Raw genomic sequence first — 22047 nt, forward strand, 5'->3', positions numbered from 1 at the left:
AGCAGTCCGAGCCGGGCGGCGAGGGCACGCCGGCCCCCAGCACCCACCCCGGCGACACGAGGGCGCGGTCACGGCGGGCCGGCGGGACGATCCGCCAACGGGTGGTGCGTACCCTCGCGCTACCGGTGGCGACCACCCTGGTGCTGCTCACCATCGTCGCCGTCGGCGAGGTCGGCAACTACCGGTCCGCCTCGGACACCGCCCGCGCCGTCACCATCGACCTCGCCGTCCAGGAGCTCGTCCAGGACCTCCAGACCGAACGTGGCCTCACCGCCGGCCTGCTCGGCGGCAACGACGGCTTCCGCGCCGAGCTGCTGCCCGCCCGCGACGCCGTCGACCTACGGCGCGACCAGCTCGAAGTCCTGATCGCCGACGGCGGCGACGTGGAGGACCGGGTCGCCGCGGCGCTCCAGGAACTCGACGGCCTCACCGGCGTACGGGCCGGCACCGACACCGGCTCGGGCGAACGCGGCGCCACCTTCGCGTTCTACACGGCACGGATCGCCGACCTCGGCCACCTCGACTTCGACCTGGACGGCACCAGCGACGAGGAACTGCGCCGGGGCGCGTCCGCCCTGGAGGCCCTCGGCGACATCAAGGAGGCCACCGCCCAGGAACGGGCCTTCCTCAACGGCGTCTTCTCCGCCGGCGGCTTCAAGTCCGGCGAGTTCCTCCAGTTCGTCACCATGAGCTCCACCAAGGACGCCGCCCTCACCGCCTTCGACCGGTACGCCAACGACACCGAGCGGGCCGCCCGCGACTACATGCTCGACACCGGCGCCGCCCGCGAGGCCGCCTTCTTCGAACAGGTCGCCCTCAAGTCCGGCGACGGCCGCTACCTCCAGGTCAACCCGCAGGCGTGGTGGTCCGCGCACACCACGGTGCTCGACGACATGCTCCAGCTCGAACACCACATCGGCTCGGTCATCGCGGCACGCGCCGCCGACCTCGAGGACGACGCGACCGTACGGATGGGCGTGCTCCTCGGCGCCGTGCTGCTCTGCCTGGCCGGCTCCATCTGGCTCGCCACCGTGGCGTCCCGCTCGGTGGCCCGCCCGCTCGCCGTACTGGCCTCCGAGGCGAACCTGCTGGCCGGCACACAGCTGCCGGAGGCGGTCCAGCGGGCGGCCGCCGGCGACGACACCGACCCACCACCGGCGGTGGTCGTGCCGCGCGGCGCCAGCAGCGAGATCCGCCTGGTGGCCGACGCCTTCGACCGGGTGCAGGCCACGGCGTACGCGCTGGCCACCGAGCAGGCGGTGCTGCGGCGCACCACCGCCGAGTCGCTGGCCAACCTGGGCCGCCGCAACCAGAACCTGCTGCGCCGCCAGCTCGGCTTCATCACCAAGCTGGAACGGGAGGAGTCCAGCCCCACCGGCCTGGCCAACCTGTTCGAGCTGGACCACCTGGCCACCCGCATGCGCCGCAACGCGGAGAGCCTGCTCGTCCTGGTCGGCGCGGCCAGCCCCCGGCAGCTCTCCGAGCCGCTGCAGGTGTCCGACGTGATCCGGGCCGCCGTCTCCGAGGTCGAGGAGTACCGCCGCGTCACCCTGCGCCGGGTCGACGACAGCCTGGTGGCCGGCTCCACCGTCAGCGGCATCGCGCACATGCTGGCCGAGCTGATCGAGAACGGCCTGGCCTTCTCCCCGCCCGACGTGGACGTGGAGATCCACGGCCGGCGGATGGGCGACGGCTACCTCATCGCCATCACCGACCAGGGCATCGGCATGACCCCGGCCGACCTGGCCCGGGCCAACGAGCGGCTGCGCGGCCAGGGCGACTTCATCACCGCTCCGGCCCGGTTCCTGGGCCACTACGTGGTCGGCCGGCTCGCCCTCCAGATGGGCATCGACGTGCAGCTCACGCCGTCGCCGGTGACCGGGGTGACGGCGCGGATCATGCTGCCCACCGAGATCCTCGCCGACCCGCAGACCGTCGGCTCCGCCCCGCGGCCGCCCGCGCCGTCCCGCCCGGTCACGCCGATTCCGCGGCAGGTCACCGCCACCGCCACGGTCGAGCCGGCCGCCCCGGCGCCGCCGGCCTCGGGGCCGTCCGAGCCGCTCCGGCTGCCACCCGCGCCGGTCGCCGCCGATGACCGGCCGCTGCGGTCCACCACCATCGAGTACGTGGTGGTGCAGGACGAACCGGCCGGTGGTGACAGCGCACCCCGTACCGTGAATGGTCTGCGCAAGCGCATCCCCCGCACGCAGCGCGACCAGACGCGGCAGGCCGAGCCGGTCACCGCTGCGGCCGAGAGGCCGGCACCGATCGCGGATTCGCCGGAGTCGGTCCGGGACCGTCTCAACGCCTTGCGCGGCGGCATCCAGCGCGGCAACGCCGAAAAAGCGGGGCTGTCATGACAAGCACGCAGAAATGGCCTCTCGGCAGCAACCTGGAAAGAAGAATGATGAGCGTTGACACCTCGGCGGACCGGCACCAGTTCAATTGGCTGCTCGGCAACTTCGTCCACCAGACGGACGGCGTGCGCGACGCCGTTGCGGTGTCCTCCGACGGGCTGCTGATCGCCAGCTCGGACGGGCTGAACCGGGCCGAGGCGGACCAGCTGGCCGCCATCGTCTCCAGCATGGCCAGCCTGGCCCGCAGCGCCTCCCGCCGGTACGACTTCGACGGCCTAAAACTCATCATGATCGAGATGCACCGGGGCTTCCTGCTGGTCTCGGTGATCCGCGGCGGCAGCTGCCTCGGCGTCGTGGCCGGCAGCGAATCCGATCTCGGCCTGGTCGGCTACGAGATCTCGCTGCTCGCCGACCGCTTCGGCGATCTGCTCACCCCGGCCCTGATCGCAGAGTCCCGGCAGCACCTGCCGCGATGACCGGGCCGTCGGAGATTCCGTACGCCGGTTCCCATCGGCCGTTCCCGAGTGACGCGTCCCCCGGATCGGGGTCGCAGCCGGGCGACATGTCCTCCGGGTTCGGGCTGCACTCGGGTGGGCTGGACGAGGATCCGGTGATCCGCCCGTTCATGCTCACCAACGGGCGGACCCAGCCGCTGCACGACGGGCTGCGGATCGAGACACTGCTGCACGCCGCCCCGGCGGCGTTGTCGGCGCCGCTGCGGTTCGAGTCGCGGCGCATCGTCGAGCTCGCGCAGGCGCCGATGTCGGTCGCGGATCTGTCGGTGGCGCTCCGTGCGCCGCTCGGCGTCGTCCGCGTCATCGTGGCCGACCTGATCACGCAGGGCTACCTCTCCGTCGAGGACCAGCCCGGCGAGCTCTCCACCAGTTTGATCGAAAGGATCAGGGACCGTGTCCGGGCGCTCTAGGGAGCCGTCGGCAGCGCACCCCGTTGCTGTCAAGATCGTCATCAGCGGCGGCTTCGGCGTCGGGAAGACCACCTTCGTGGGGGCCATCTCCGAGATCGAGCCGCTGGTCACCGAAGCCGAGATGACCGAGAAGTCGATCGGCATCGACGACACCTCCGCGGTGTCCGGCAAGACCACCACCACCGTAGCCCTCGACTTCGGCCGGATCACTCTGGACGACGCGCTGCTGCTCTACCTGTTCGGCACGCCCGGACAGGACCGGTTCGCCTTCCTCTGGGACGACCTGGTCGACGGGGCGCTCGGCGCGATCGTGCTGGTCGACACCCGCCGGATCGAGGACTCCTTCCCGGCGATCGACTACTTCGAGGAGCACCAGATCCCGTTCATCATCGGCGTCAACCGGTTCACCGGGGCCCAGCGGTTCCACCTCGCCGAAGTACGGGACGCGCTCGGCGTCGGCGACGGCGTACCGCTGGTGGAATGCGACGCCCGCGACCGGGAGTCGGTGAAGAACGTCCTGGTGGCCCTCACCGAGGAGGTGCTCGCCAAACGGGCGGGCCGCGAGCGGGCCGGGTCGGTCCGGTGAGGCGCCGGTTCGCGAGAGCGTTCGCGGCGCTCGGTCTCGCCGCCCTGGCCGGCTGCTCCGGCACCGAGGCGGCGATCACCCCGCCGCCCGGAGTGCCCGACCCGGTCGGCTGCGGCAGCGTGAACATCGCGGTCAACCCCTGGTCCGGGTACGCCGCGAACGTGGCCGTCGTCAGCTATCTCCTCGAGGAGGAGCTGAACTGCACGGTCGGCACCGTCGAGCTGAGCGAGACCGCCTCCTGGGCCGGCCTCGTCGACGGCAGCGTCGACGTGATCCTGGAGAACTGGGGACACGACGACCTGAAGAAGAAGTACATCGACCGGCAGAAGGTCGCGGTCGAACTGGGGCTCACCGGCAACAAGGGCGTCATCGGCTGGTACGTGCCGCCGTGGATGGTCAAGACCTACCCCGACATCACCGACTGGCGCAAACTCAACGGCTACGCCGACCTGTTCAAGACTCGCGCCTCCGGTGGCAAGGGCCAGTTCCTGGCCGGCGACCCGTCCTTCGTCACCAACGACGCCAAGCTGATCGAGAATCTCGAACTCGACTACACGGTGGTGTACGCCGGCAGCGAGGACAAACTCATCGCCGCGTTCCGTAAGGCCCAGGCCGACCGAAAGCCGCTGCTCGGCTACTTCTACGAGCCGCAGTGGCTGCTGTCGGACGTCAAGCTGGTACGCGTGCCGCTGCCCAACTACACGCCCGGCTGCGACGCCGACGAGGAGAAGGTGGCCTGCGACTACCAGCCGTACGACCTGGACAAGATCGCCCGCAAGTCGTTCGTCGACTCGGGCAGCCCGGCGGCCACCTTCCTGAAGAACTGGACGTGGACCAACGACGACCAGAACGAGGTCGCCAAGGACATGACCCAGAACGGCCTCTCCGCCGAGGTGGCGGCCCGCAAGTGGGCCGACGCCAACCGTGCCGTCTGGGAGAAGTGGCTGCCGGAGAACTAGTTCCCGTCCCGCTCCTCGTCGTCCGTGGGCGGGTTCTCGTGCCGGGCGCTCGCCCGCGGCGTGGAGGAGGCGGCCGGGGGTGTGCTGGGACGCCAGCGGTCCTCGGCCGTCGACAGCGGGCGTGGCCGTGACCCGTCCTTCTGGCGATCCTTCTCGAATCTCGGGTCGACCATGAGGCAGCCGCCCTCGGAGGCGTCCGTCTTGGCCACCGCTGTCAGATTCGGCGACTGGCTCAACGGCACCTCGATCCTCTTCGCCGTGCCGGGTTCGACGGCGATCGCCGAGCTCCGGTACTCCGGCTGCGGGCCGTCGTCGGTGTGGAACTCCCAGAGGCATGCCGCATCGGCCGCCGACTGCAGGGTGGTGACGAGGCGGGAGGAGGACACCCGCGGCCAGCGCATGCGCGACTCGTTCGCCTTCGTCCCGCGTTCGCGGGGCACGAAGGCGGTGCTGATGCCGCCCTTCCGGTTCGGTCCGCGGAGCATCACCGCCGTACCGTCCATCGGCTCGCGCTCGGCGGGCCGGCCGGCGGGCCGCGGGGCCGGGGAGAACTTCGCGGCGGAGGGGCGGACCCGCACCATCGTGACCCGCTGCGGCGAGGCGTCGGGCGCGGGCAGCAGGACCAGGGCGTCGAGTCGTTCGGTCCCCGGCGCGGTCGGGCGCTCGGCCGGACCGTCCCCGATCTCGGAGCCGAGAACGAAGATTCCGGCCAGGGCCGCGGCGGCGAGCAGTGCGATCGTGACGCGGGGGCCCGCGCCGGACCGGGCCGGTTGCCGGGTGACGGCTTCGCCGAGGCAGGAAACGTCATCGTCACCGTTGCGCCCGACCGTCTCCGCTATCACCGCGACGTCGTCGTCGGCCCAGACGATGCCGCGGTCCATCGCGAATTCCATGCATTTCAGCGCGGTTCCGTACTCGCCGTGCCGGTACAGGACGTGGCCCGCCTCGTGCGCGACCAAACCGTCCTCGAACCCGGAGAATCCATCCGTACGCTGCGGGTGCTCATGTCCGCACTCGAATACGGTTTCGCTGTTCATCTTCACGAGCCGGCCCTCCCGGTAGCAGCGACGAGTTGCCCTTTCCTCGCCCGTTTGATCAGGTGTGCGATGGCCGCGTAGTTGAGGCCTTGGTGCTTGGCGAGAACGGCGGCCTGCCGGTAGTCCACGCCGGCGGCGCCGATGAGGAGGATGACGTCGCGGCAGTTCGGTCCGTACGTCTCCAGCAGCGCCCGAAGGTGCTGGAAACGGTCGTCCTCCGCGACGATCCGCGTGTAGCAGAGGTAGAACTCCGTACGGTCCCTCTTCTTCTTGAAAATGCTCTGCAGCTCCCGGTAGTTGACCGCTTTGACCGCCGCCGCGATGAGTTGCACCGCGGTGGCGCTCGGCAGTGGATCACCATTTTCGTCCAGGTTTCCGCCGTCCAGCAGAGGGCGGCCGGTGTGCCGATACTCGCGGTACGGCGTGTCGAACGCCTCGCGCAACGAGACAACCGGAACGAATGGATGCAGCGTGAGCCGCCGCAGCACCTCACGGCGGATTATCTCGCGTACTTCCCTGTGGCTTTGCCCCACGACTGACTCACAAAGGGATCGACCGCCCGGAGGATCTCCGCGCGGCATGAGCCGACTTCTGATGGGCCGGGATCACCGCGAGATCCCCCGGAAATCCGTGGGGCGAACTGAACCGAGTCAGCGTTGGGTCGGGAGCCTCCACGCAAAGGTGTTAGCCAGTGTAAATCCGACTTAAGGGATATTTCCGTCATCGAAGTGCTCCGGCGTGTCGCCCACGCCCACGGAACGGTCGAGTGACTCCGAGCCGCCTCCCCGGCGGAGGTGGCCGAAGGTCAGGGCGAGGATGTCGCGGGCGTACGTCTCGGGATCGGTCTCGGCGGCGTCGGCGAGGGCGCCGCTGAGCCAGAGTTCGGCGAAGCCGTGGGCGGTGGACCAGGCCGCCACCGTGGCCACCCGGTCGCGAGCCGGGTCCGGGGAGAGGGTGCGGCCGCCGCCGGCGAGGACGGCGCCGGCGCGGGCCCGGGCGGGGGCGACCGCCGGGTCAGCGGGACGGTACAGCTCGGGACGGAACATCACCTGGAAGTACGACCGATGCCGGACAGCGAAACGGACGTAGGCCACGCCGACCTCGAAGAAGTCGCCGCCGGCCGCTTCCAGCGCCGTGGCGAACAGGTCGAAGCCCTCGGCGGCGACAGCGGTGAGCAGGCCGGTCTTGTCGCCGAAGTGGTGCGCCGGGGCGGTGTGCGACACCCCGGCGCGGCGGGCCAGCTCCCGCAGGCTCCAGCCGGTGGGGCCGGACTCGCCGATGGCCTGGAGCGCGGCGTCGAGCATGACGCGGCGCAGGTTGCCGTGGTGGTAGGTGCCGTGTTCCATACCGGCAGCCTATCTTTCCACTGGAAAAATTTGGAGCACCACGTTATCTTTCCAGTGGAAACTTGCCACTGGAAAGGTGATGATCATGGTTCCGTTCGTCGTTCTGATCGCCGGTTCCGCCCTGCTCCGTCTGCTCGGACTGGCCGGTGTGGACTCCCTCGACGGCTGGCAACCGGCGGTGCGCGGCGGTCTCGCGCTGATGCTGGTGTGCACGGCGCTGCCGCACTTCCGGCCGCCGGCCTGGCGGGCCGAGCTGATCGCGATGGTGCCACCCGCCCTCCCCCGGCCGGACCTTCTGGTCACGCTCACCGGCGTGCTGGAGCTGATCGCCGCCGTCGCCCTGTTGTTCCCGCCGTTGGCGCCCTACGCGGCGGTGGGACTGGTGCTGCTGATGTCCGCGATGTTCCCGGCGAACGTGTCGGCGGCACGGCGCGGGCTGACCCTGGGCGGGCGCCCGGTCACGCCACTGCCGCTGCGCACGGCCATGCAGGTGGTGTTCGTGGGCGCCGCCGTCGTCGCGGCGGCGTGACGGGAGAGCGGCCCGCGGCCCGGCTGGTCGTGGGTGCTGTTCGACACGCGTTCGAACAGCACCCACGGCCAGCCGAACAGAACGACTGTCAGACGGCGGTGACCGCTTTCGGGGTGAGCGGGTCCGGGACCGGGCGGCCGAAGTGGTAGCCCTGCGCGTACCGGTAGCCGAGATCGCGCAGGTAGTCGGCCTGTTCCGCGGTCTCCACGCCCTCCGCCACGGCGTGCAGGTCCAGGCCTTCGCACACATGGATGAGGGCGTCGACGATGACCGCGCGGCGGCCCGGCTCGATGATCTCGTCGACGAACGACTTGTCGACTTTCAGGACATCGACCGGCACGGTACGCAGGAGGCCGAGCGACGAGTGGCCGGTGCCGAAGTCGTCGAGAGCGATCCGTACGCCGGCCCGGTGCAGCGCCTCGACGGCCTCGACGGTGGCGCCCCCACCGAAGATGGCGGTCTCGGTGACCTCGGCCAGCAGGCCGGCCGGCTCGATGCCGGTCTCGGCGAGGATACCGGCGACCACCTCGGGAAAGCCGGGCTCGCTGAGCTGCCGGGCCGAGACGTTGACGCTGAGATAAAGCGGGGCGGCGGCACCGAGGTTCCGGCGCCAGGTGGCGAGCTGCCGGCAGGCGGTCCGCATGACCCAGGCGCCCAGTTCGACGATCAGCCCGTTGTCCTCGGCGGCCGGGATGAACGCCATCGGGCTGACCGGCCCGCGTACCGGGTGGTCCCAGCGCACCAGCGCTTCGACGGCGACCGTGGCGCCGTCGCGGAGGTCGACGATGGGCTGGTAGACGACGCGGAAGTCGCCGTTGTCGAGGCTGTGCCGCAGGTCGGCGCCGAGTCGCTCGGTCGCCTCGGCGCGTTCGTCCAGCGCGGGGGTGTATTCGACGAACTGTCCGCCGCCGGCCTTGGCGGCGTAGCGGGCGGTGTCCGCCCGGCGGACGAGTTCGGCCGCGCCGCAGCCGGCGCCGTCCGGGGAGGCGACGCCGATGCGGGCGTTGAGCAGCAGCTCGTGCTCGCCGGCGTGGACCGGCTGCCGCAGCAGGCCGAGCAGTCGCCCGGCGACCGCCGGGCCGTCGCCGGGCAGCGTCCGGCACACCAGGACGGCGAACTCGTCGGCGCCCATCCGGGCGACCACGTCGCCGTCGCGGACGCCTTCGCGCAGCAGAGCGGCCACCGCGATCAGGGCCTGATCCCCGGTCACCCGGCCGAGACGGTCGTTGACGTGTTTGAACCCGGCCAGGTCGATCATCAGCACGTGGCAGGACGCGGCCGCCACCGCGGCGGCGGCCCGCTGCTCGAAGTCCCGGCGGTTGGGCAGTCCGGTCAGGTCGTCGCACATCGCCAGGTCGCGCAGTTGACGTGCCTGGCTGTCGACACGGGAGATGTAGCCGCCCATCCGGGTGGCGACGAGCACGAACAGAGTCATCGACCCGACCGCGACGGCGGCCCAGCTGAGTCGCCCGGCGCCGCGCTCGCCCTGGATCAGCAGGACGGCCGGGACCAGCAGGGTGGAGGCGGTGAGCACCAGCAGACGGCTGCGGCCCAGGGTGTCCTGGTCACCGGTGACCGGCCGCGCCATCGACGGGTGCGCGGCCGCGGCGGCCCAGCAGGCGTAGGCGAGAAGGTAACCGGCGTACAGGAACCGGCTGCCGTCGATGAGGACCTCCGGCAGCAGCGTGTAGACGACGTTCGCGGCCAGGGTGACGGCGCTGCCCGCGGTGAGCAGCCACAGGCTCGGGCTGCGCCGGCCCCGGCGCAGCAGGATCGGGACGATCACCGCGATCAGCAGCACGCCCGCGGTCGGGTAGCCGGCGGTCACCGCGCGGATCAGCGGCGGGGTGGTGGTGTCGGTGAGGATCGGCTCGATCAGGAAGGTCCAGTAGACGATGCCCAGACCGACGGCGATGATCGCCGAGTCGATCAGGTTGCCGGACCAGATCGGGCCGCGCTGCCGGGCCAGCCGGAACAGCCCGACCGTCAGCAGCGGGTACGCGCTGAGATAGAAGGCGTCGGCCCACGACGGGTAGTGCGGGCCGCCGAACTCCAGCAGGTCGACGGCGTAGACGATGTCGCTGAGAACCCAAACGGCGACGCCGGCGGCGAACACCCTCCAGTAGGCGGCGTCGGCCGGACGGTGGCGGCGGGCGCCGGCCAGCATCACGGCGCAGGAGCCGGCCGAGTACAGGGTGGCAAGGGCCACCGCCGCCCACCCGTAGGGCAGCAGGACATAGATCACGGCCGCGACCAGGCCGCAGATGAGCCAGGTGCGCCACCACGGGGGATATGGAAGTCTCGGCACGGTCAGACCTTCGGTCGCCGCACCGGGAAACTGAGTCGCGCAGGTCCACGGTCGGCGGGCCGGTCGGACCTACCCGCACCGCCCCGCCGTCATCGTGGCCCGGCGGCTCAGGTGACGGTCCGCCGTGGTGACGCGACCCGCAGGTCCGCCTCGATGGCACGGGCGGCGGCGAGCAGGGGCGGCAGGAGGCGCTCGCGGATGTCCTCGACGGTGGCGCGGGCGGCGTGCACCGAGACGTTCACGGCGCCGGTGGCGGCTCCGCCGCGGTCCCGGATCGGCGCCGCGATGGCCCGCAGTCCCTCCTCCAGCTCCTGATCGACGATCGAGTGGCCCTGGAGACGGACCTGCCGCAATTCGGCACGCAGCGCCTCGGGGGTGTGGATGGTCCGGTCGGTGAGCGGTTCCAGCTTCGCCCGGGCGAGGTAGGCGTCGAGCTCGGGCTCCGGCAGGGCGGCCAGCATGACCCGTCCCATGGACGTCGCGTATGCCGGGAATCGGGTGCCGACGTTGATCGCGACCCGCATGATCCTACTTGTCGGGACACGGGCGACATAGACGATGTCGTCACCGTCGAGCACCGACATGGAGGACGACTCCCGGACCTCGGCCACCAGACGCTCCAGATGGGGCTCGGCGACCTCCGGCAGGGAGAGGCTCGACAGGTACGAGTAGCCGAGTTCGAGGACCCGTGGGGCCAGCGAAAACAGTCGGCCGTCGGTGCGTACGTACCCGAGATCGGTGAGGGTGAGCAGGAATCGGCGCGCGGCCGCGCGGGTGAGACCGCAGGCCCGAGCCACGTCACTGAGCGTGAGTTCGGGGTTGCGGGAATCGAACGCACGTATGACCGCGAGCCCCCGCTCCAGCGATTGAACGTAGTACGGTTCGCGCGGCATCAGTTGATCGAACTGAGTCGTTGACGTGACACGGGGCACATCCTAGCGTTCTTCATGAGAACTCACGTTCGTCATGCGCACACATTTCGAAGGAGTAAATATGAGGCGACTTCTCTCGGGGCTCACGGCGGCTGTCCTCGCCGGCGCCCTGGCGGCCTGCGGCACCTCCTCCGGCGATTCCGGCGGCACGACCGACGCCGAGGGTGTCGACCAGGTGAAGGTCGGTGTCATCCCCATCGTCGACGTGGCCCCGATCTTCCTGGGCAAGGAGAAGGGCTTCTTCAAGAGCCGGAACATCGAGCTCACCCTGGAGAGCGGTCAGGGCGGCGCGGCGATCGTCCCGGGTGTGGTCAGCGGTCAGTTCCAGTTCGGCTTCTCGAACTTCACCTCGCTGCTGATCGCCCAGACCAAGAGCGTGCCGGTCAAGACCGTCGCCGCGGGCGTCGCGTCGACCGGTGAGGCCGGCAAGGACTTCGGCGCCGTCGTGGTCAAGGGCGACAGTCCGATCAAGACCGCCAAGGACCTGGTCGGCAAGAAGATCTCGGTGAACACCCTGAAGAACATCGGTGACACCGTGACCCGCGAGTCGGTCCGCAAGGCCGGCGGCGACAAGAAGAACCTGAACTTCGTCGAGATGCCGTTCCCGAACATGCCGGCCGCCCTCCAGGACGGTCAGGTCGACGCCGCGTGGGTGGTCGAGCCGCAGTTGTCCACCATCAAGGCGGCGGGTGGCCGTGAGGTCGCCTCGACGTTCGTGGACACCGCCCCGAACCTGACCGTGGCCGCGTACTTCGCCTCGACGCAGCTCATCGAGAAGGACGCCGACCTGGTCAAGCGCTTCACCGACGCGATCAACGAGTCGCTGACCTACGCCGACGCCCACCCGGACGAGGTCCGCAACGTGCTGGGCAGCTACACCAAGATCGACGAGAAGCTCCGCGCCTCGATGGTGCTGCCGAAGTGGCCGACCCAGATCAACGAGCCGTCCGTGCAGACCCTCGCCACCCTGGGCGCCGAGGACGGCATCTTCACCGGCACCCCCGACCTGGAGAAGCTCCTCCCTTGACGTCCGCTCGTCGCGCTGACCCGGCCCGCCCCGGCAGCACCGCCCTTCTGGGTGCTGCCGGCCTGGCCGGGCTGCTTCTCGTCATCGAACTGGCGCCGCGGCTGGGAGTGGTGGACGACCGGTACCTTCCGCCGGCCAGCCGGATCGCGGCCGCGCTCGCCGACGAGGCCGGCACCCCGGCGTTCTGGACCGCGCTGACCGACACGCTGCTCGCCTGGTCGCTGGGTCTCGCGATCGCGGTCGGCGCCGCCGTGTTCGCCGGCATCGTGATCGGCTCGATCCCGGTGCTGCGGGCGCTGACCGCCTCGACGATCGAGTTCCTGCGGCCGATTCCCTCGGTGGCGCTGATCCCGCTCGCCGTGCTGATGTACGGCACCGAACTCGGCTCCACCCTCCTGCTGGTCTGCTACGCCGCCTTCTGGCAGGTGCTGGTCCAGGTCCTGTACGGGGTGGCCGACGTCGACCCGGTCGCCTTCGAGACCGCCCGCAGCTTCCGGTTCTCCGCGTGGGGCCGGGTCCGGCACGTGCTCTGGCCGACCGCCCTGCCCTACGTGTTCACCGGTGTCCGGCTCGCCGCCTCGGTGGCGCTGGTCCTGGCGATCACGGCCGAGCTGGTGATCGGCTCGCCCGGCCTGGGCAAGGAGATCGCCGTGGCGCAGGCCTCCGAGGCCGTTCCCACCATGTACGCCCTGATCGTCGTCACCGGCCTGCTCGGCGTGATCATCAACCTGCTGGCCCGTACCGGCGAGCGCCGCCTGCTCGCCTGGCACCAGTCCGTACGGGGTGAGGTGGCCATCTGATGAACACGGTCAAGAAGATCCTGCTCGCCGTCGCCCTTCCGGCCGGGCTCTTCGCCTCCTGGTACTTCCTCAGCGCCGGCAGCGAGAACTTCTACGCGCCGCCGCTGCGGAAGATCCTGGTCGCCTTCGGGGACACCTGGAGCCTCGACCGGATCCAGGCCGACGTGCTGCCCAGCCTGCTGCGGCTGTTCGCCGGATATCTGCTGGCCGCCCTCGTCGGGGTGGGCGCCGGTGTGGCGATCGGCATGAACCGGACCCTGCGTGCCGCGGTGGAGCCGGTCCTGGAGTTCTTCCGGGCCATCCCGCCGCCGGTGCTGGTGCCGGTCATCATGCTGTTCGCGGGCATCGGCGACGCCATGAAGGTGATCGTCATCGTCTTCGGATGCGTCTGGCCGGTCCTGCTCAACACGGTGGAGGGTGTCCGCGCGGTGGACAGCGTGGTGCTGGAGACCGCCCGCTCGTACGGGGTGACCGGCGCCGCCCGCATCACCAGGGTGATCCTGCCGTCGGCGGGCCCGCAGGTCGCGGCCGGGCTGCGCCAGGCGCTGTCCATCGCGATCATCCTGATGGTGATCAGCGAGATGTTCGCGGCCAGCAACGGCCTCGGTTTCACCATCGTGCAGTTCCAGCGCAGCTTCGCGATTCCGGAGATGTGGAGCGGGATCATCCTGCTCGGCCTGCTCGGCTTCGTGCTGTCGCTGCTGTTCCGGCTCGCCGAGCGGCGGGCGCTGCGGTGGTACGAGGGCCTGCGCGCGGCGCAGCGCCAGAGCTGAGGGAGGAGCGACGATGCTCGAGGTGAAGGGACTGCGCAAGGTCTACCGGTCCGGAAGCCGGGAGGTGGAGGCGCTCCGCGACCTCACGTTCACCGTCGACAACGGTGACCTGGTCTGTCTGGTCGGGCCGTCCGGCTGCGGCAAGACGACTCTGCTGCGGTGTGTCTCCGGCCTGCTCGACCCCACCTCCGGGGACGTTCGGGTCGACGGCCGGAAGGTCGACGGGCCGCCCAAGGGCATGGCCGTCGTCTTCCAGGAGTACGGGCGCAGCCTGTTCCCCTGGATGAGCGTGCTGGGCAACGTGGAACTGCCGCTCAAGCAAAAAGGAGTCGGGCGGGCCCGACGCAAGCAATTGGTGGAGCAGTCACTGGATGCGGTAGGACTTACCGGTACGGCCTCGGCCTACCCGTGGCAGCTGTCCGGCGGCATGCAGCAGCGGGTCGCGATCGCCCGCGCGATCGCCTACGAGCCGCAGACGCTGCTCATGGACGAGCCGTTCGCGGCCGTCGACGCGCAGACCCGCGCCGATCTGGAGGACCTGGTCCGCGAGTTGTGGAAGCGGCTCGGCGTGACGATCCTGTTCGTCACCCACGACATCGACGAGTCGGTCTACCTCGGACAGCGTGTGGTGATGCTGTCCTCGTCGCCGACCGTCGTGCAGGAGGAGCTGGCCATCGACCTGCCGGCCGAACGGAACCAGCTGACCACCCGGGCCGATCCCCGGTTCATCCAGTTGCGTACCCGGGTCTACGAGCAGATCCAGGCGGCGAAGCGCAACGCCGTACGGTGACACCACACTGGACGCCCGGCCCCTGATAGGTATCGATTGATATGAGGGCCCGGGCGTTCTCCTCTGCGATGCTCGGGCCACCCCAGATTCCAGAGCCCGCAGAGGAGAACTCGTGCGAGCAATACCCCTCATCGGTGTGGCCGCCCTGACAGCCGGTCTCGCCGTCGCCATCACCACCCCAGCCCAGGCCGCGGCCGCCCCGGACATTGCGGTCGCGAACGTGAAGGCCCATCTCAGCCAGTTCCAGAGCATCGCGACCGCCAACGGCGGCAACCGGGCGCACGGCCGCCCCGGATATCTGGCCTCGGTCACGTACGTGAAGAACCTGCTCGACGCGGCCGGCTTCACCACCACCCAGCAGTCGTTCACGTACAACGGCGCGACCGGCTACAACCTGATCGCCGACTGGCCGGGCGGCGACACCAGCGACACCCTGATGATCGGCGGCCACCTGGACAGCGTCACGGCCGGCCCGGGCATCAACGACAACGGGTCCGGCTCGGCCGGCATCCTCGAGGTCGCCCTCCAGGTCTCCCGATCCGGCTTCCAGCCGGACCGGCATCTGCGTTTCGCCTGGTGGGGCGCGGAGGAGCTGGGTCTGCGCGGTTCGACCCACTACGTCAACTCGCTCACCAGCGCACAGCGGTCGTCGATCACCGGCTACCTGAACTTCGACATGATCGGGTCGCCGAACCCGGGCTACTTCCTCTACGACGGCGACAACTCCGACGGCACCGGCTCCGGCCCCGGCCCGGCCGGATCGGCGCAGATCGAGGCGACCCTGGCCGCCTACTTCAGCTCGATCGGCGTGCCCACCCGGGGCACCGACTTCGACGGCCGCAGCGACTACGGCCCGTTCATCGCCAACGGCATCCCGGCGGGCGGCATCTTCACCGGCGCCGAAGGCACCAAGACCAGCGCCCAGGTCCAGCTCTGGGGCGGTACGGCGAGCCGGTTCGACCCCTGTTACCACGCCTCCTGCGACACCACGTCGAACATCAGCGACACGGCGCTGAACCGCAACAGCGACGCCATCGCGTACGCCGTCTGGACCCTCGCCGACGGCGGCGGAACCGAACCGCCGCCCGGGACCACCGTCTGGTCCGACGGCCTGGAGACCGCGACCGGTTGGGCCGCCGGCACGGCCGACACCGCCACCTCCGGCCGGCTGGAACGCGGCAACCCGGCCGCCACCAGCAGCTCCGGCGTCGCCACCCAGCTCGACGCGGCGGACGGCGGCAGCTACGCCCTGATCACCGGCGCCACCGCCGGAGCCAGCGCCGGCGCCAACGACCTCGACGGCGGTGTGACGAGCATCGTCTCCCCGCAGATCACGCTGCCGACCGGCACGCTGACGCTGAGCCTGTCCTGGTACCTGGCCCACCTCAACAACGCGACGAGCGCCGACTACCTGCGCGTCCAGGTCGTCTCCGGCACCACCACCACGACCGTGCTCACCCAGACGGCGAGCGCCGCGAACAAGGCCGCGGCGTGGACCACGGCGACCGCCAACCTGTCCGCGTACGCCGGGCAGAACATCCGGATCCGGGTGGAGGCCGCCGACGCGGGCACCGCCTCGCTCGTCGAGGCCGCCGTCGACAACCTGCTCATCACCCGCTCCTGAACCGGGCCCCCGCCCGCCGGTCAGCCCCGGCGGGCGGGAACCCCTCAGGCCCGGGGGTCCGCGGCCGATCGGAGGGATCAGCCCCGCCCCAGGCCAGCGAAGGAGCACGCCCATGTCTCAGCCCGCCGGATGGTACGCCGATCCGAGCGGTCTACCGGCCCAGCGCTGGTGGGACGGCGGGAAGTGGACCGATCATGTCCAGCCCGGCGGCACCCCGACGCCACCGCCGAACGGCTTCTTCCCGCCGGTGCCGCCGACCGGGCCCCCGGCGCCCGGCCCGCACACGCCGGCCCCCGCCGATCCGGAGGACGCGCCGCTCTACGCCGCCCGGCCGGCCTCCGCGCAACAGGGCGGGCTGCCGCTGCTCTCCGAGTCCCGCCCGGCCTCCCCCGCGCCGCACCCCGAGGTGCCGGCCGCGCCGTACGCCATGCAGCCGGTCGACGCGGTCCCCGAGCGGCGCGCCTACGTCCCGAGGACGCCCGAACCGCAGGCCGCCACGTCCGGCCCGGAGCATCTCCGGGTGGCCCTGGCCGCGGCCCTCGCCGTGGTCACCGCCATCGTGCTGGCCCTCGCCGCCTACCTGCTGCTCTGAGCCGCACCGGGCAGAGATCCGAGACGAACCGATGACGGCGGGGAGCTCGAACCGTCCGAAGTGACCGATCACGGATAGAAAGCTGCGGAACAGGGAAGAGGACCACTAGCGTGGCGCCCACCCTGGCCTCCCGGAAGGACCTCATGTCCGACCCCAGCAGCTCCCCGGCGCACCGCCGGTCGAGACCGTGGCAGAACAACCGGGCCGTCGCGATCGGTGCCGGACTGCTGCTCGCGTTGATCCTGCTCTTCTCCGTGCTGGCGTACTGCGCGAACCGGGCCGGCGACCGGCCGCCGGCCGCCGGGCCCGCGTCGTCCGCCCCGCCGGCGTCTCCGGATCCGGGAGCGTCGGACCCGGGTGGGCCGGCGCCGAGCGGGCCGATCCCGAGCGGGACGATCCCGAACGAGCCGCATCCGAGCGGCTCGCAGCCCGGCGGCGCGGACCCCGGGCCGTCCGGCGGTGGAAACGGATCAGTGCCGCCCGGCGCCGGCGGATCCGGCTCGACCGAATCGCCCGAGGTCACCGCCGAACCGAAGCCGACACCCTCCGGTGGGGTCGACACGGGCGGTGGCGGCCTCGTCGACGGCAGACGCCTCGCGTTGCTGGTGACGGGCGTGTTCCTCCTGGTGGTGGCGGCCGGCGCCGGGGCGTACAGCATGCGGCGCCCGAACCACCGATAAGCGCGCCGTGCCCCGCATCCATGACCGTCGCGCGGCGGCCTTCGCCGCCGTGCTGGCGGTGCTCGGAACCGCGACCGTCACGCTCGGACTGCGCACCGAGGACACCGGGCCGGTTCCGCCGTCCCTCGCGGCCGGGGCCGCCATCAGCCCACCCGCCGCGCCGGCCTCTCACCTCGCGCCGTCGGTACCGGCCTCGTCCCCCGCCCCGTCCGCCTCGGCCGCGGGCGGGCGGAAGGGGAAGGGGAAGGGGATGAAGCGGTCCGTGCCGGTGCGCCTGGAGATCCCGTCCATCGATGTCGACACCGAACTCATGACGCTCGGCCTCCAGGATGACGGCACCCTGGAGGTGCCGCCGCTGCGCGGTGACGCCCCGGCCGGCTGGTACCGCCACTCCCCCACGCCGGGCGAGGTGGGAGCGTCGGTGCTGGCCGGGCACGTGGACACGGCACGGGACGGGCCCGCGGTCTTTCACCGGCTGGGCGACACCCGGCCGGGCGACATCATCTCGGTACGCCGTACCGACGGCTCGGTGGCCCGCTTCACCGTGACGAAGGTGGCCGCCTATCCGAAGCGGGACTTCCCGAGCCATCAGGTGTACGCCTCCCTGGACCGTCCGGGACTGCGCCTGATCACCTGTGGTGGGGCGTTCGACAGGGGCCGGGGCAGCTACCGCAGCAACATCGTCGTCTTCGCGGAGGCCCTTCCGTAACCGCTTCCGGGAGCGGTTCCGACCGGCTTTTCGGTCAGTTTGGTTCCGGAACCTGACCGTCTCGACCAGATTTGCACTGCATGTCGGAGTGCTTCCCTTGACAGGGGTGATCGGGGGTTGTTCTGTGACGGGCATCATTGCGATCTTGTTTCGGAAGGAACCCCTCCGCATGACGAGAATCCGCCCGCTCCGCCGCGCCGCGGTGGGGGCCCTCGCCCTCGGGCTCTCACTCGCCGCCATGCCGGGCTCGCCGGCATCGGCACACGGCTCCGGCACACCGGGCTTCGGCACCAACGTCACGATCTTCGACCCGAGCATGCCGGTGAGCGACATCCAGGCCACCCTGGACGCCACCTACACCAAGCAGGTCGACAACGAGATGGGTACGGCACGCTACGCCTACCTGTTCAAGCCGGGCACCTACGGCACCGCCGAGAAGCCGCTCCAGATCAAGGTCGGCTACTACACGGAGATCACCGGTCTCGGGGCCAACCCGGGCGACGTGGTGATCAACGGCAAGGTGGAGGCGTACAACCGCTGCCTCGGCTCCGACCCGGCCAACCCCAACTGCATCGCGCTGGTCAACTTCTGGCGCACCCTGTCCAACCTGACCGTCAACATCAACGGCACGGGCCAGGACGGCTGCCGGCAGACCGCCAACTTCTGGGCCGTCTCCCAGGCCGTCTCGCTGCGCCGTATGCAGTTCAACGGCGGCACCCTGTCGCTGATGGACTACTGCACCGCCGGCCCGCAGTACGCCTCCGGCGGCTTCATCGCCGACTCCAAGCTGCCGTCCACCACCAACGGCTCGCAGCAGCAGTGGCTCACCCGCAACAGCGAGGTGGCGAGCTGGTCCAACGCCGTCTGGAACCAGGTCTTCGCCGGGGTGAAGGGCGCGCCGGACGAGTCGGCGTTCCCGAACCCGCCCTACACCACCCTGGACACCACCCCGGTCAGCCGCGAGAAGCCGTACCTCTTCGTGGACGCCAAGGGCAAGTACCAGGTACGGGTGCCGGCCGCCAAGCGCAACACCAGCGGCGTCTCCTGGCCGGACACCGCGGGCCGCACCCTGCCGCTGTCCGACTTCTACGTCGCGAAGCCGGGTGACTCCGTCACGAAGATCAACCTGGCTCTGGCGCTGGGCAAGCACCTGCTGCTCACCCCGGGCGTCTACGACATCGCCCGCAGCATCGAGGTGCGCCGCCCGAACACCGTGGTCCTCGGCATCGGCCACGCCACCCTGACCGCCGTCAACGGCTCCGTCCCGATCGACGTCGCCGGCGTGCCCGGCGTGATCATCGCCGGTGTCACCATCGACGCCGGAACCAAGGAGTCCCCGGTCCTGCTGCGGGTCGGCCAGAAGCACGGCCCCGACTTCAGCTCCGCGGCCAACCCGACCACGCTGAACGACGTCTACTTCCGCGTCGGCGGCCCGCACATCGGCAAGACCAACATCGCGCTCGAGGTCAACAGCGACGACGTGCTGATCGACCACACCTGGGTGTGGCGCGGCGACCACGGTGTCGAGGGCTTCACCAACGGCGTGAACGGCGACACCGACCGCTGGAAGACCAACACCGGCCGCTACGGCGCCGTCATCAACGGCGACGACGTGACCGCGACCGGCCTGTTCGTCGAGCACTTCCAGAAGTACAACACCGTCTGGAACGGCGAGCGCGGCACCACCGTCCTCTACCAGAACGAGCTCCCCTACGACCCGCCCACGCAGGCCGACTGGATGAACGGAGACGTCGAGGGCTACGCCGCCTACAAGGTCGGATCCAAGGTCAAGACCCATCACCTGTACGGCGGAGGCGTCTACGTCTTCAACCAGAACAACCCGTCGATCCACACCGAGAACGGGTTCGAGGTTCCGCAGACGCCGGGCGTCAAACTGCACCACATCATGACCGTCAACCTGAGCGCCGGCATCATCGACCACGTGGTCAACGGCGTCGGCGAGGCCGCGGACACCACGAAGGTCGGCCAGCCGGTCTTCATGACCGACTACCCCGCGGTTCCGTGATCTGAGCTGGTGGTCACTCGTTCACGGGGCGGGTGACCACCAGCACCGGGCGTCCCGCCTTCTCGATGAGCTTCAGCGGCACACTGCCGAGCAGGCGCTGCGCCACCACCGGGCGGGCGCTCGAACCGGCCACGATCAGGTCGGCGCTCTGCTCCCCGGCGAACCGGATGATCTGTTCCGCGGGGCGGCCCGGCAGGACCGTACGCGAAGCCTCGATCCCGGCCTCGGCCAACCGCCGGACCGCGACCTCCGCGGCATGCTCGGCCCGTTCGGTGTAGACGCTGCGCGGCAGCGGCGAGAGATGCTCGGTCTCCAGCTCGTCCACCGCGACCACCGAGACCGAGGCGCCCGTCTGCCGGACCAGGTCGGTGACCGCGTCGATCACCCACGGCTGCTCCGTTTCGGGGTTTGCGGCAAGCACGATATGCATGTCACTCAAGGTACGGGTAACGTCACAGTTCCGCAGTGGACCTTTCTGAGGAGCCCCTCATGGCGGACGTGGCGGCACGGGAGCCTGAGCAGCCGGCACTCAACCGGGTCATCGGCCCGGCACTTCTGCTGCTGTTCGTCATCGGCGACATTCTCGGCACCGGGGTGTACGCGCTCACCGGCAAGGTGGCGAACGAGGTCGGCGGCGCGGTGTGGCTGCCGTTCCTGCTGGCCTTCGTCGTCGCGCTGCTCACCGCGTTCAGCTATCTGGAGCTGGTCACCAAGTATCCGCGGGCCGCCGGGGCCGCGCTCTACACGCACAAGGCGTTCGGGGTGCACTTCCTGACGTTCATGGTCACCTTCGCGGTGATGTGCTCCGGGCTCACCTCGGCGTCCAGCGCGTCCAAGGCGTTCGCCGGCAACTTCGGCGAGGCGTTCGACCTGTCGCTCGGCGACGGGTTCGCGCTCACCGCCCTGGCGCTCGGCTTCATCACCCTGGTCGGGCTCATCAACTTCCGGGGTGTCGGCGAGAGCGTCAAGGCCAACGTGCTGCTCACCTGTGTCGAGCTGACCGGTCTGCTGATCGTCATCGGGGTCGGGGCGTGGGCGCTCGGCGGCGGCAACGGCGACCTGTCCCGGCTCACCGAGTTCAACACGCCGCCCGGCGACAGCGTCGTGCTGTCCGTCACCGCCGGAACGGCGCTGGCCTTCTTCGCGATGGTCGGCTTCGAGGACTCGGTCAACATGGCCGAGGAGACCCGCGATCCGGTCCGCATCTTCCCGCGCGTCATGTTCATCGGCCTCTGCGTCACCGGGCTGATCTACGTGCTGGTGGCCGTCTCGGCGGTCGCGCTGGTCGCCCCCGCCGACCTCGGCTCCGGTGACACGCCGCTGCTGAAGGTGGTCGAGGCCGGGGCGCCCGCGTTCCCGCTCTCGGTGTTCGCGTTCATCACCATGTTCGCGGTGGCCAACTCGGCGCTCATCAACATGATGATGGCCAGCCGCCTGCTGTACGGGATGGCCAACGAACGGGTCCTGCCGAGGATCCTGGGCCGGGTGCACCGCCGCCGGCGTACACCCTGGGTGGGAATCGTGTTCACCACACTGATCGCGTTCGGGCTGATCTGGTTCGCCGACCTGGCCGCTCTCGGCGGCACCACGGCACTGCTGCTGCTCTGCGTCTTCACGGTCGTCAACGTGGCCTGCCTCGTCCTGCGGCGCGACCGTGTGGACCACGACCACTTCCGGGCGCCGACCGCCATCCCGGTCATCGGAGCGGCCGCCTGCGCCTTCCTGGCCAGCCCACTCTCCGGCCGGGCCGGGGCCGACTACCGGGTGGCCGGGGTGCTGCTGCTCATCGGGGTGGCGCTGTGGGCGATCACGTACGCGACGAACCGGTTCGTTCCGGGCGCCATCTCGCGTACCTGATCGGTTAACGATCCCCACGGATAAAGCCGGGGGATTTCCCTCCGGGGCTGGTGGGCCCTGGATTTCCAGCTCGGACTGCATCTGATCCACCGTCCCGGAGGGAGGCGATCTGATGTCTGACGTCGTCGGCACTGGCACGGTCGCGTTCAGCCGTGGCGAGGATCGTCCTCGCGGCGTTGAGGTCGCGGTC

22 protein-coding genes are annotated in these 22047 nt (G+C 70.5%); 16 read left to right on the plus strand and 6 right to left on the minus strand.

Annotation, left to right across the window (positions count from 1 at the left end):
• The first annotated feature begins 101 nt into the window (after window positions 1-101).
• The 5 genes from AB0I88_RS29015 to AB0I88_RS29035 all read left to right on the plus strand — a co-directional run bounded on the left by AB0I88_RS29015 (window position 102) and on the right by AB0I88_RS29035 (window position 4827).
• Window positions 102-2360: a nitrate- and nitrite sensing domain-containing protein gene (locus tag AB0I88_RS29015; RefSeq protein ID WP_361031464.1), complete on the plus strand. Its 2259-nt coding sequence runs from the start codon at window positions 102-104 to the stop codon at window positions 2358-2360.
• Window positions 2361-2407: 47 nt separating this feature from the next.
• Complete coding sequence (locus AB0I88_RS29020; RefSeq protein ID WP_361031404.1) at window positions 2408-2833, plus strand: roadblock/LC7 domain-containing protein; 426 nt, start codon at window positions 2408-2410, stop codon at window positions 2831-2833.
• Between the two features lie 86 nt (window positions 2834-2919).
• Window positions 2920-3282, plus strand: coding sequence for a DUF742 domain-containing protein (locus tag AB0I88_RS29025; RefSeq protein ID WP_361031407.1), 363 nt, complete (start codon window positions 2920-2922; stop codon window positions 3280-3282).
• Entirely contained in the window at window positions 3266-3868 is a 603-nt protein-coding gene (locus AB0I88_RS29030) for an ATP/GTP-binding protein (RefSeq protein ID WP_361031410.1), read from the plus strand. Before AB0I88_RS29025 ends, AB0I88_RS29030 begins: the two co-directional genes overlap by 17 nt.
• Before the next feature lie 74 nt (window positions 3869-3942).
• Window positions 3943-4827, plus strand: a complete 885-nt coding sequence (locus AB0I88_RS29035) for an ABC transporter substrate-binding protein (protein ID WP_361031467.1) — start codon at window positions 3943-3945, stop codon at window positions 4825-4827.
• On the opposite strand, the gene AB0I88_RS29040 is transcribed toward AB0I88_RS29035, so the two are convergent.
• The 3 genes from AB0I88_RS29040 to AB0I88_RS29050 all read right to left on the minus strand — a co-directional run bounded on the left by AB0I88_RS29040 (window position 4824) and on the right by AB0I88_RS29050 (window position 7210).
• Window positions 4824-5864 (minus strand): hypothetical protein, encoded by a 1041-nt coding sequence (locus AB0I88_RS29040; RefSeq protein ID WP_361031413.1) that lies wholly within the window; start codon window positions 5862-5864, stop codon window positions 4824-4826. The genes AB0I88_RS29035 and AB0I88_RS29040 overlap by 4 nt on opposite strands.
• 2 nt (window positions 5865-5866) lie before the next feature.
• Window positions 5867-6307, minus strand: a complete 441-nt coding sequence (locus tag AB0I88_RS29045) for a hypothetical protein (protein ID WP_361031416.1) — start codon at window positions 6305-6307, stop codon at window positions 5867-5869.
• 261 nt (window positions 6308-6568) lie between these two features.
• Window positions 6569-7210: a TetR/AcrR family transcriptional regulator gene (locus tag AB0I88_RS29050; protein ID WP_361031419.1), complete on the minus strand. Its 642-nt coding sequence runs from the start codon at window positions 7208-7210 to the stop codon at window positions 6569-6571.
• A gap of 85 nt (window positions 7211-7295) precedes the next feature.
• On the opposite strand from AB0I88_RS29050, the gene AB0I88_RS29055 reads away from it, so the two are divergent.
• Window positions 7296-7739, plus strand: a complete 444-nt coding sequence (locus tag AB0I88_RS29055; protein ID WP_361031422.1) for a DoxX family protein — start codon at window positions 7296-7298, stop codon at window positions 7737-7739.
• A gap of 88 nt (window positions 7740-7827) precedes the next feature.
• Here the strand turns inward: AB0I88_RS29055 and AB0I88_RS29060 are convergent, their stop codons facing one another.
• The gene (locus AB0I88_RS29060) at window positions 7828-10047 is read right to left on the minus strand and encodes a bifunctional diguanylate cyclase/phosphodiesterase (RefSeq protein WP_361031425.1); all 2220 of its coding nucleotides are present in this window, start codon (window positions 10045-10047) and stop codon (window positions 7828-7830) included.
• Window positions 10048-10154: 107 nt separating this feature from the next.
• A complete protein-coding gene (locus AB0I88_RS29065; protein ID WP_361031428.1) occupies window positions 10155-10940 on the minus strand; it encodes an IclR family transcriptional regulator C-terminal domain-containing protein in 786 nt (261 codons plus the stop codon).
• Between the two features lie 100 nt (window positions 10941-11040).
• On the opposite strand from AB0I88_RS29065, the gene AB0I88_RS29070 reads away from it, so the two are divergent.
• The 9 genes from AB0I88_RS29070 to AB0I88_RS29110 all read left to right on the plus strand — a co-directional run bounded on the left by AB0I88_RS29070 (window position 11041) and on the right by AB0I88_RS29110 (window position 20000).
• Complete coding sequence (locus AB0I88_RS29070; RefSeq protein WP_361031431.1) at window positions 11041-12006, plus strand: ABC transporter substrate-binding protein; 966 nt, start codon at window positions 11041-11043, stop codon at window positions 12004-12006.
• Window positions 12003-12806, plus strand: a complete 804-nt coding sequence (locus tag AB0I88_RS29075; RefSeq protein WP_361031434.1) for an ABC transporter permease — start codon at window positions 12003-12005, stop codon at window positions 12804-12806. Before AB0I88_RS29070 ends, AB0I88_RS29075 begins: the two co-directional genes overlap by 4 nt.
• On the plus strand, window positions 12806-13579 hold the full coding sequence (locus tag AB0I88_RS29080; RefSeq protein WP_361031437.1) for an ABC transporter permease: 774 nt from the start codon (window positions 12806-12808) through the stop codon (window positions 13577-13579). The genes AB0I88_RS29075 and AB0I88_RS29080 overlap by 1 nt, the downstream gene beginning before the upstream one ends.
• Before the next feature lie 13 nt (window positions 13580-13592).
• Entirely contained in the window at window positions 13593-14369 is a 777-nt protein-coding gene (locus AB0I88_RS29085) for an ABC transporter ATP-binding protein (protein ID WP_361031440.1), read from the plus strand.
• A gap of 136 nt (window positions 14370-14505) precedes the next feature.
• Entirely contained in the window at window positions 14506-15993 is a 1488-nt protein-coding gene (locus AB0I88_RS29090) for a M28 family metallopeptidase (RefSeq protein WP_361031470.1), read from the plus strand.
• 112 nt (window positions 15994-16105) lie between these two features.
• The gene (locus tag AB0I88_RS29095) at window positions 16106-16585 is read left to right on the plus strand and encodes a DUF2510 domain-containing protein (protein ID WP_361031443.1); all 480 of its coding nucleotides are present in this window, start codon (window positions 16106-16108) and stop codon (window positions 16583-16585) included.
• Between the two features lie 110 nt (window positions 16586-16695).
• Window positions 16696-17265, plus strand: coding sequence for a hypothetical protein (locus AB0I88_RS29100; RefSeq protein WP_361031446.1), 570 nt, complete (start codon window positions 16696-16698; stop codon window positions 17263-17265).
• Between the two features lie 7 nt (window positions 17266-17272).
• On the plus strand, window positions 17273-17974 hold the full coding sequence (locus tag AB0I88_RS29105; RefSeq protein ID WP_361031449.1) for a class F sortase: 702 nt from the start codon (window positions 17273-17275) through the stop codon (window positions 17972-17974).
• Window positions 17975-18212: 238 nt separating this feature from the next.
• The gene (locus tag AB0I88_RS29110) at window positions 18213-20000 is read left to right on the plus strand and encodes a glycosyl hydrolase family 28-related protein (protein ID WP_361031473.1); all 1788 of its coding nucleotides are present in this window, start codon (window positions 18213-18215) and stop codon (window positions 19998-20000) included.
• Window positions 20001-20013: 13 nt separating this feature from the next.
• Here AB0I88_RS29110 and AB0I88_RS29115 read toward each other — a convergent pair whose 3' ends face one another.
• Window positions 20014-20430, minus strand: coding sequence for a universal stress protein (locus AB0I88_RS29115; protein WP_361031452.1), 417 nt, complete (start codon window positions 20428-20430; stop codon window positions 20014-20016).
• A gap of 59 nt (window positions 20431-20489) precedes the next feature.
• Between AB0I88_RS29115 and AB0I88_RS29120 the strand changes: the two genes are divergently transcribed.
• Window positions 20490-21857, plus strand: a complete 1368-nt coding sequence (locus tag AB0I88_RS29120; protein ID WP_361031455.1) for an APC family permease — start codon at window positions 20490-20492, stop codon at window positions 21855-21857.
• The last annotated feature ends 190 nt before the right edge of the window (window positions 21858-22047 follow it).

The organism is Actinoplanes sp. NPDC049802 (assembly GCF_040656595.1).
Lineage (GTDB): Bacteria > Actinomycetota > Actinomycetes > Mycobacteriales > Micromonosporaceae > Actinoplanes.

Coding starts and splice junctions, on each gene's coding strand:
- AB0I88_RS29120 (WP_361031455.1), top strand. CDS start 20,490: ATGGCGGACGTGGCGGCACGGGAGCCTGAGCAGCCGGCACTCAACCGG.
- AB0I88_RS29025 (WP_361031407.1), top strand. CDS start 2,920: ATGTCCTCCGGGTTCGGGCTGCACTCGGGTGGGCTGGACGAGGATCCG.
- AB0I88_RS29095 (WP_361031443.1), top strand. CDS start 16,106: ATGTCTCAGCCCGCCGGATGGTACGCCGATCCGAGCGGTCTACCGGCC.
- AB0I88_RS29085 (WP_361031440.1), top strand. CDS start 13,593: ATGCTCGAGGTGAAGGGACTGCGCAAGGTCTACCGGTCCGGAAGCCGG.
- AB0I88_RS29065 (WP_361031428.1), bottom strand. CDS start 10,940: ATGCCGCGCGAACCGTACTACGTTCAATCGCTGGAGCGGGGGCTCGCG.
- AB0I88_RS29110 (WP_361031473.1), top strand. CDS start 18,213: ATGCCGGGCTCGCCGGCATCGGCACACGGCTCCGGCACACCGGGCTTC.
- AB0I88_RS29040 (WP_361031413.1), bottom strand. CDS start 5,864: ATGAACAGCGAAACCGTATTCGAGTGCGGACATGAGCACCCGCAGCGT.
- AB0I88_RS29020 (WP_361031404.1), top strand. CDS start 2,408: ATGAGCGTTGACACCTCGGCGGACCGGCACCAGTTCAATTGGCTGCTC.
- AB0I88_RS29055 (WP_361031422.1), top strand. CDS start 7,296: ATGGTTCCGTTCGTCGTTCTGATCGCCGGTTCCGCCCTGCTCCGTCTG.
- AB0I88_RS29070 (WP_361031431.1), top strand. CDS start 11,041: ATGAGGCGACTTCTCTCGGGGCTCACGGCGGCTGTCCTCGCCGGCGCC.
- AB0I88_RS29115 (WP_361031452.1), bottom strand. CDS start 20,430: ATGCATATCGTGCTTGCCGCAAACCCCGAAACGGAGCAGCCGTGGGTG.
- AB0I88_RS29050 (WP_361031419.1), bottom strand. CDS start 7,210: ATGGAACACGGCACCTACCACCACGGCAACCTGCGCCGCGTCATGCTC.
- AB0I88_RS29080 (WP_361031437.1), top strand. CDS start 12,806: ATGAACACGGTCAAGAAGATCCTGCTCGCCGTCGCCCTTCCGGCCGGG.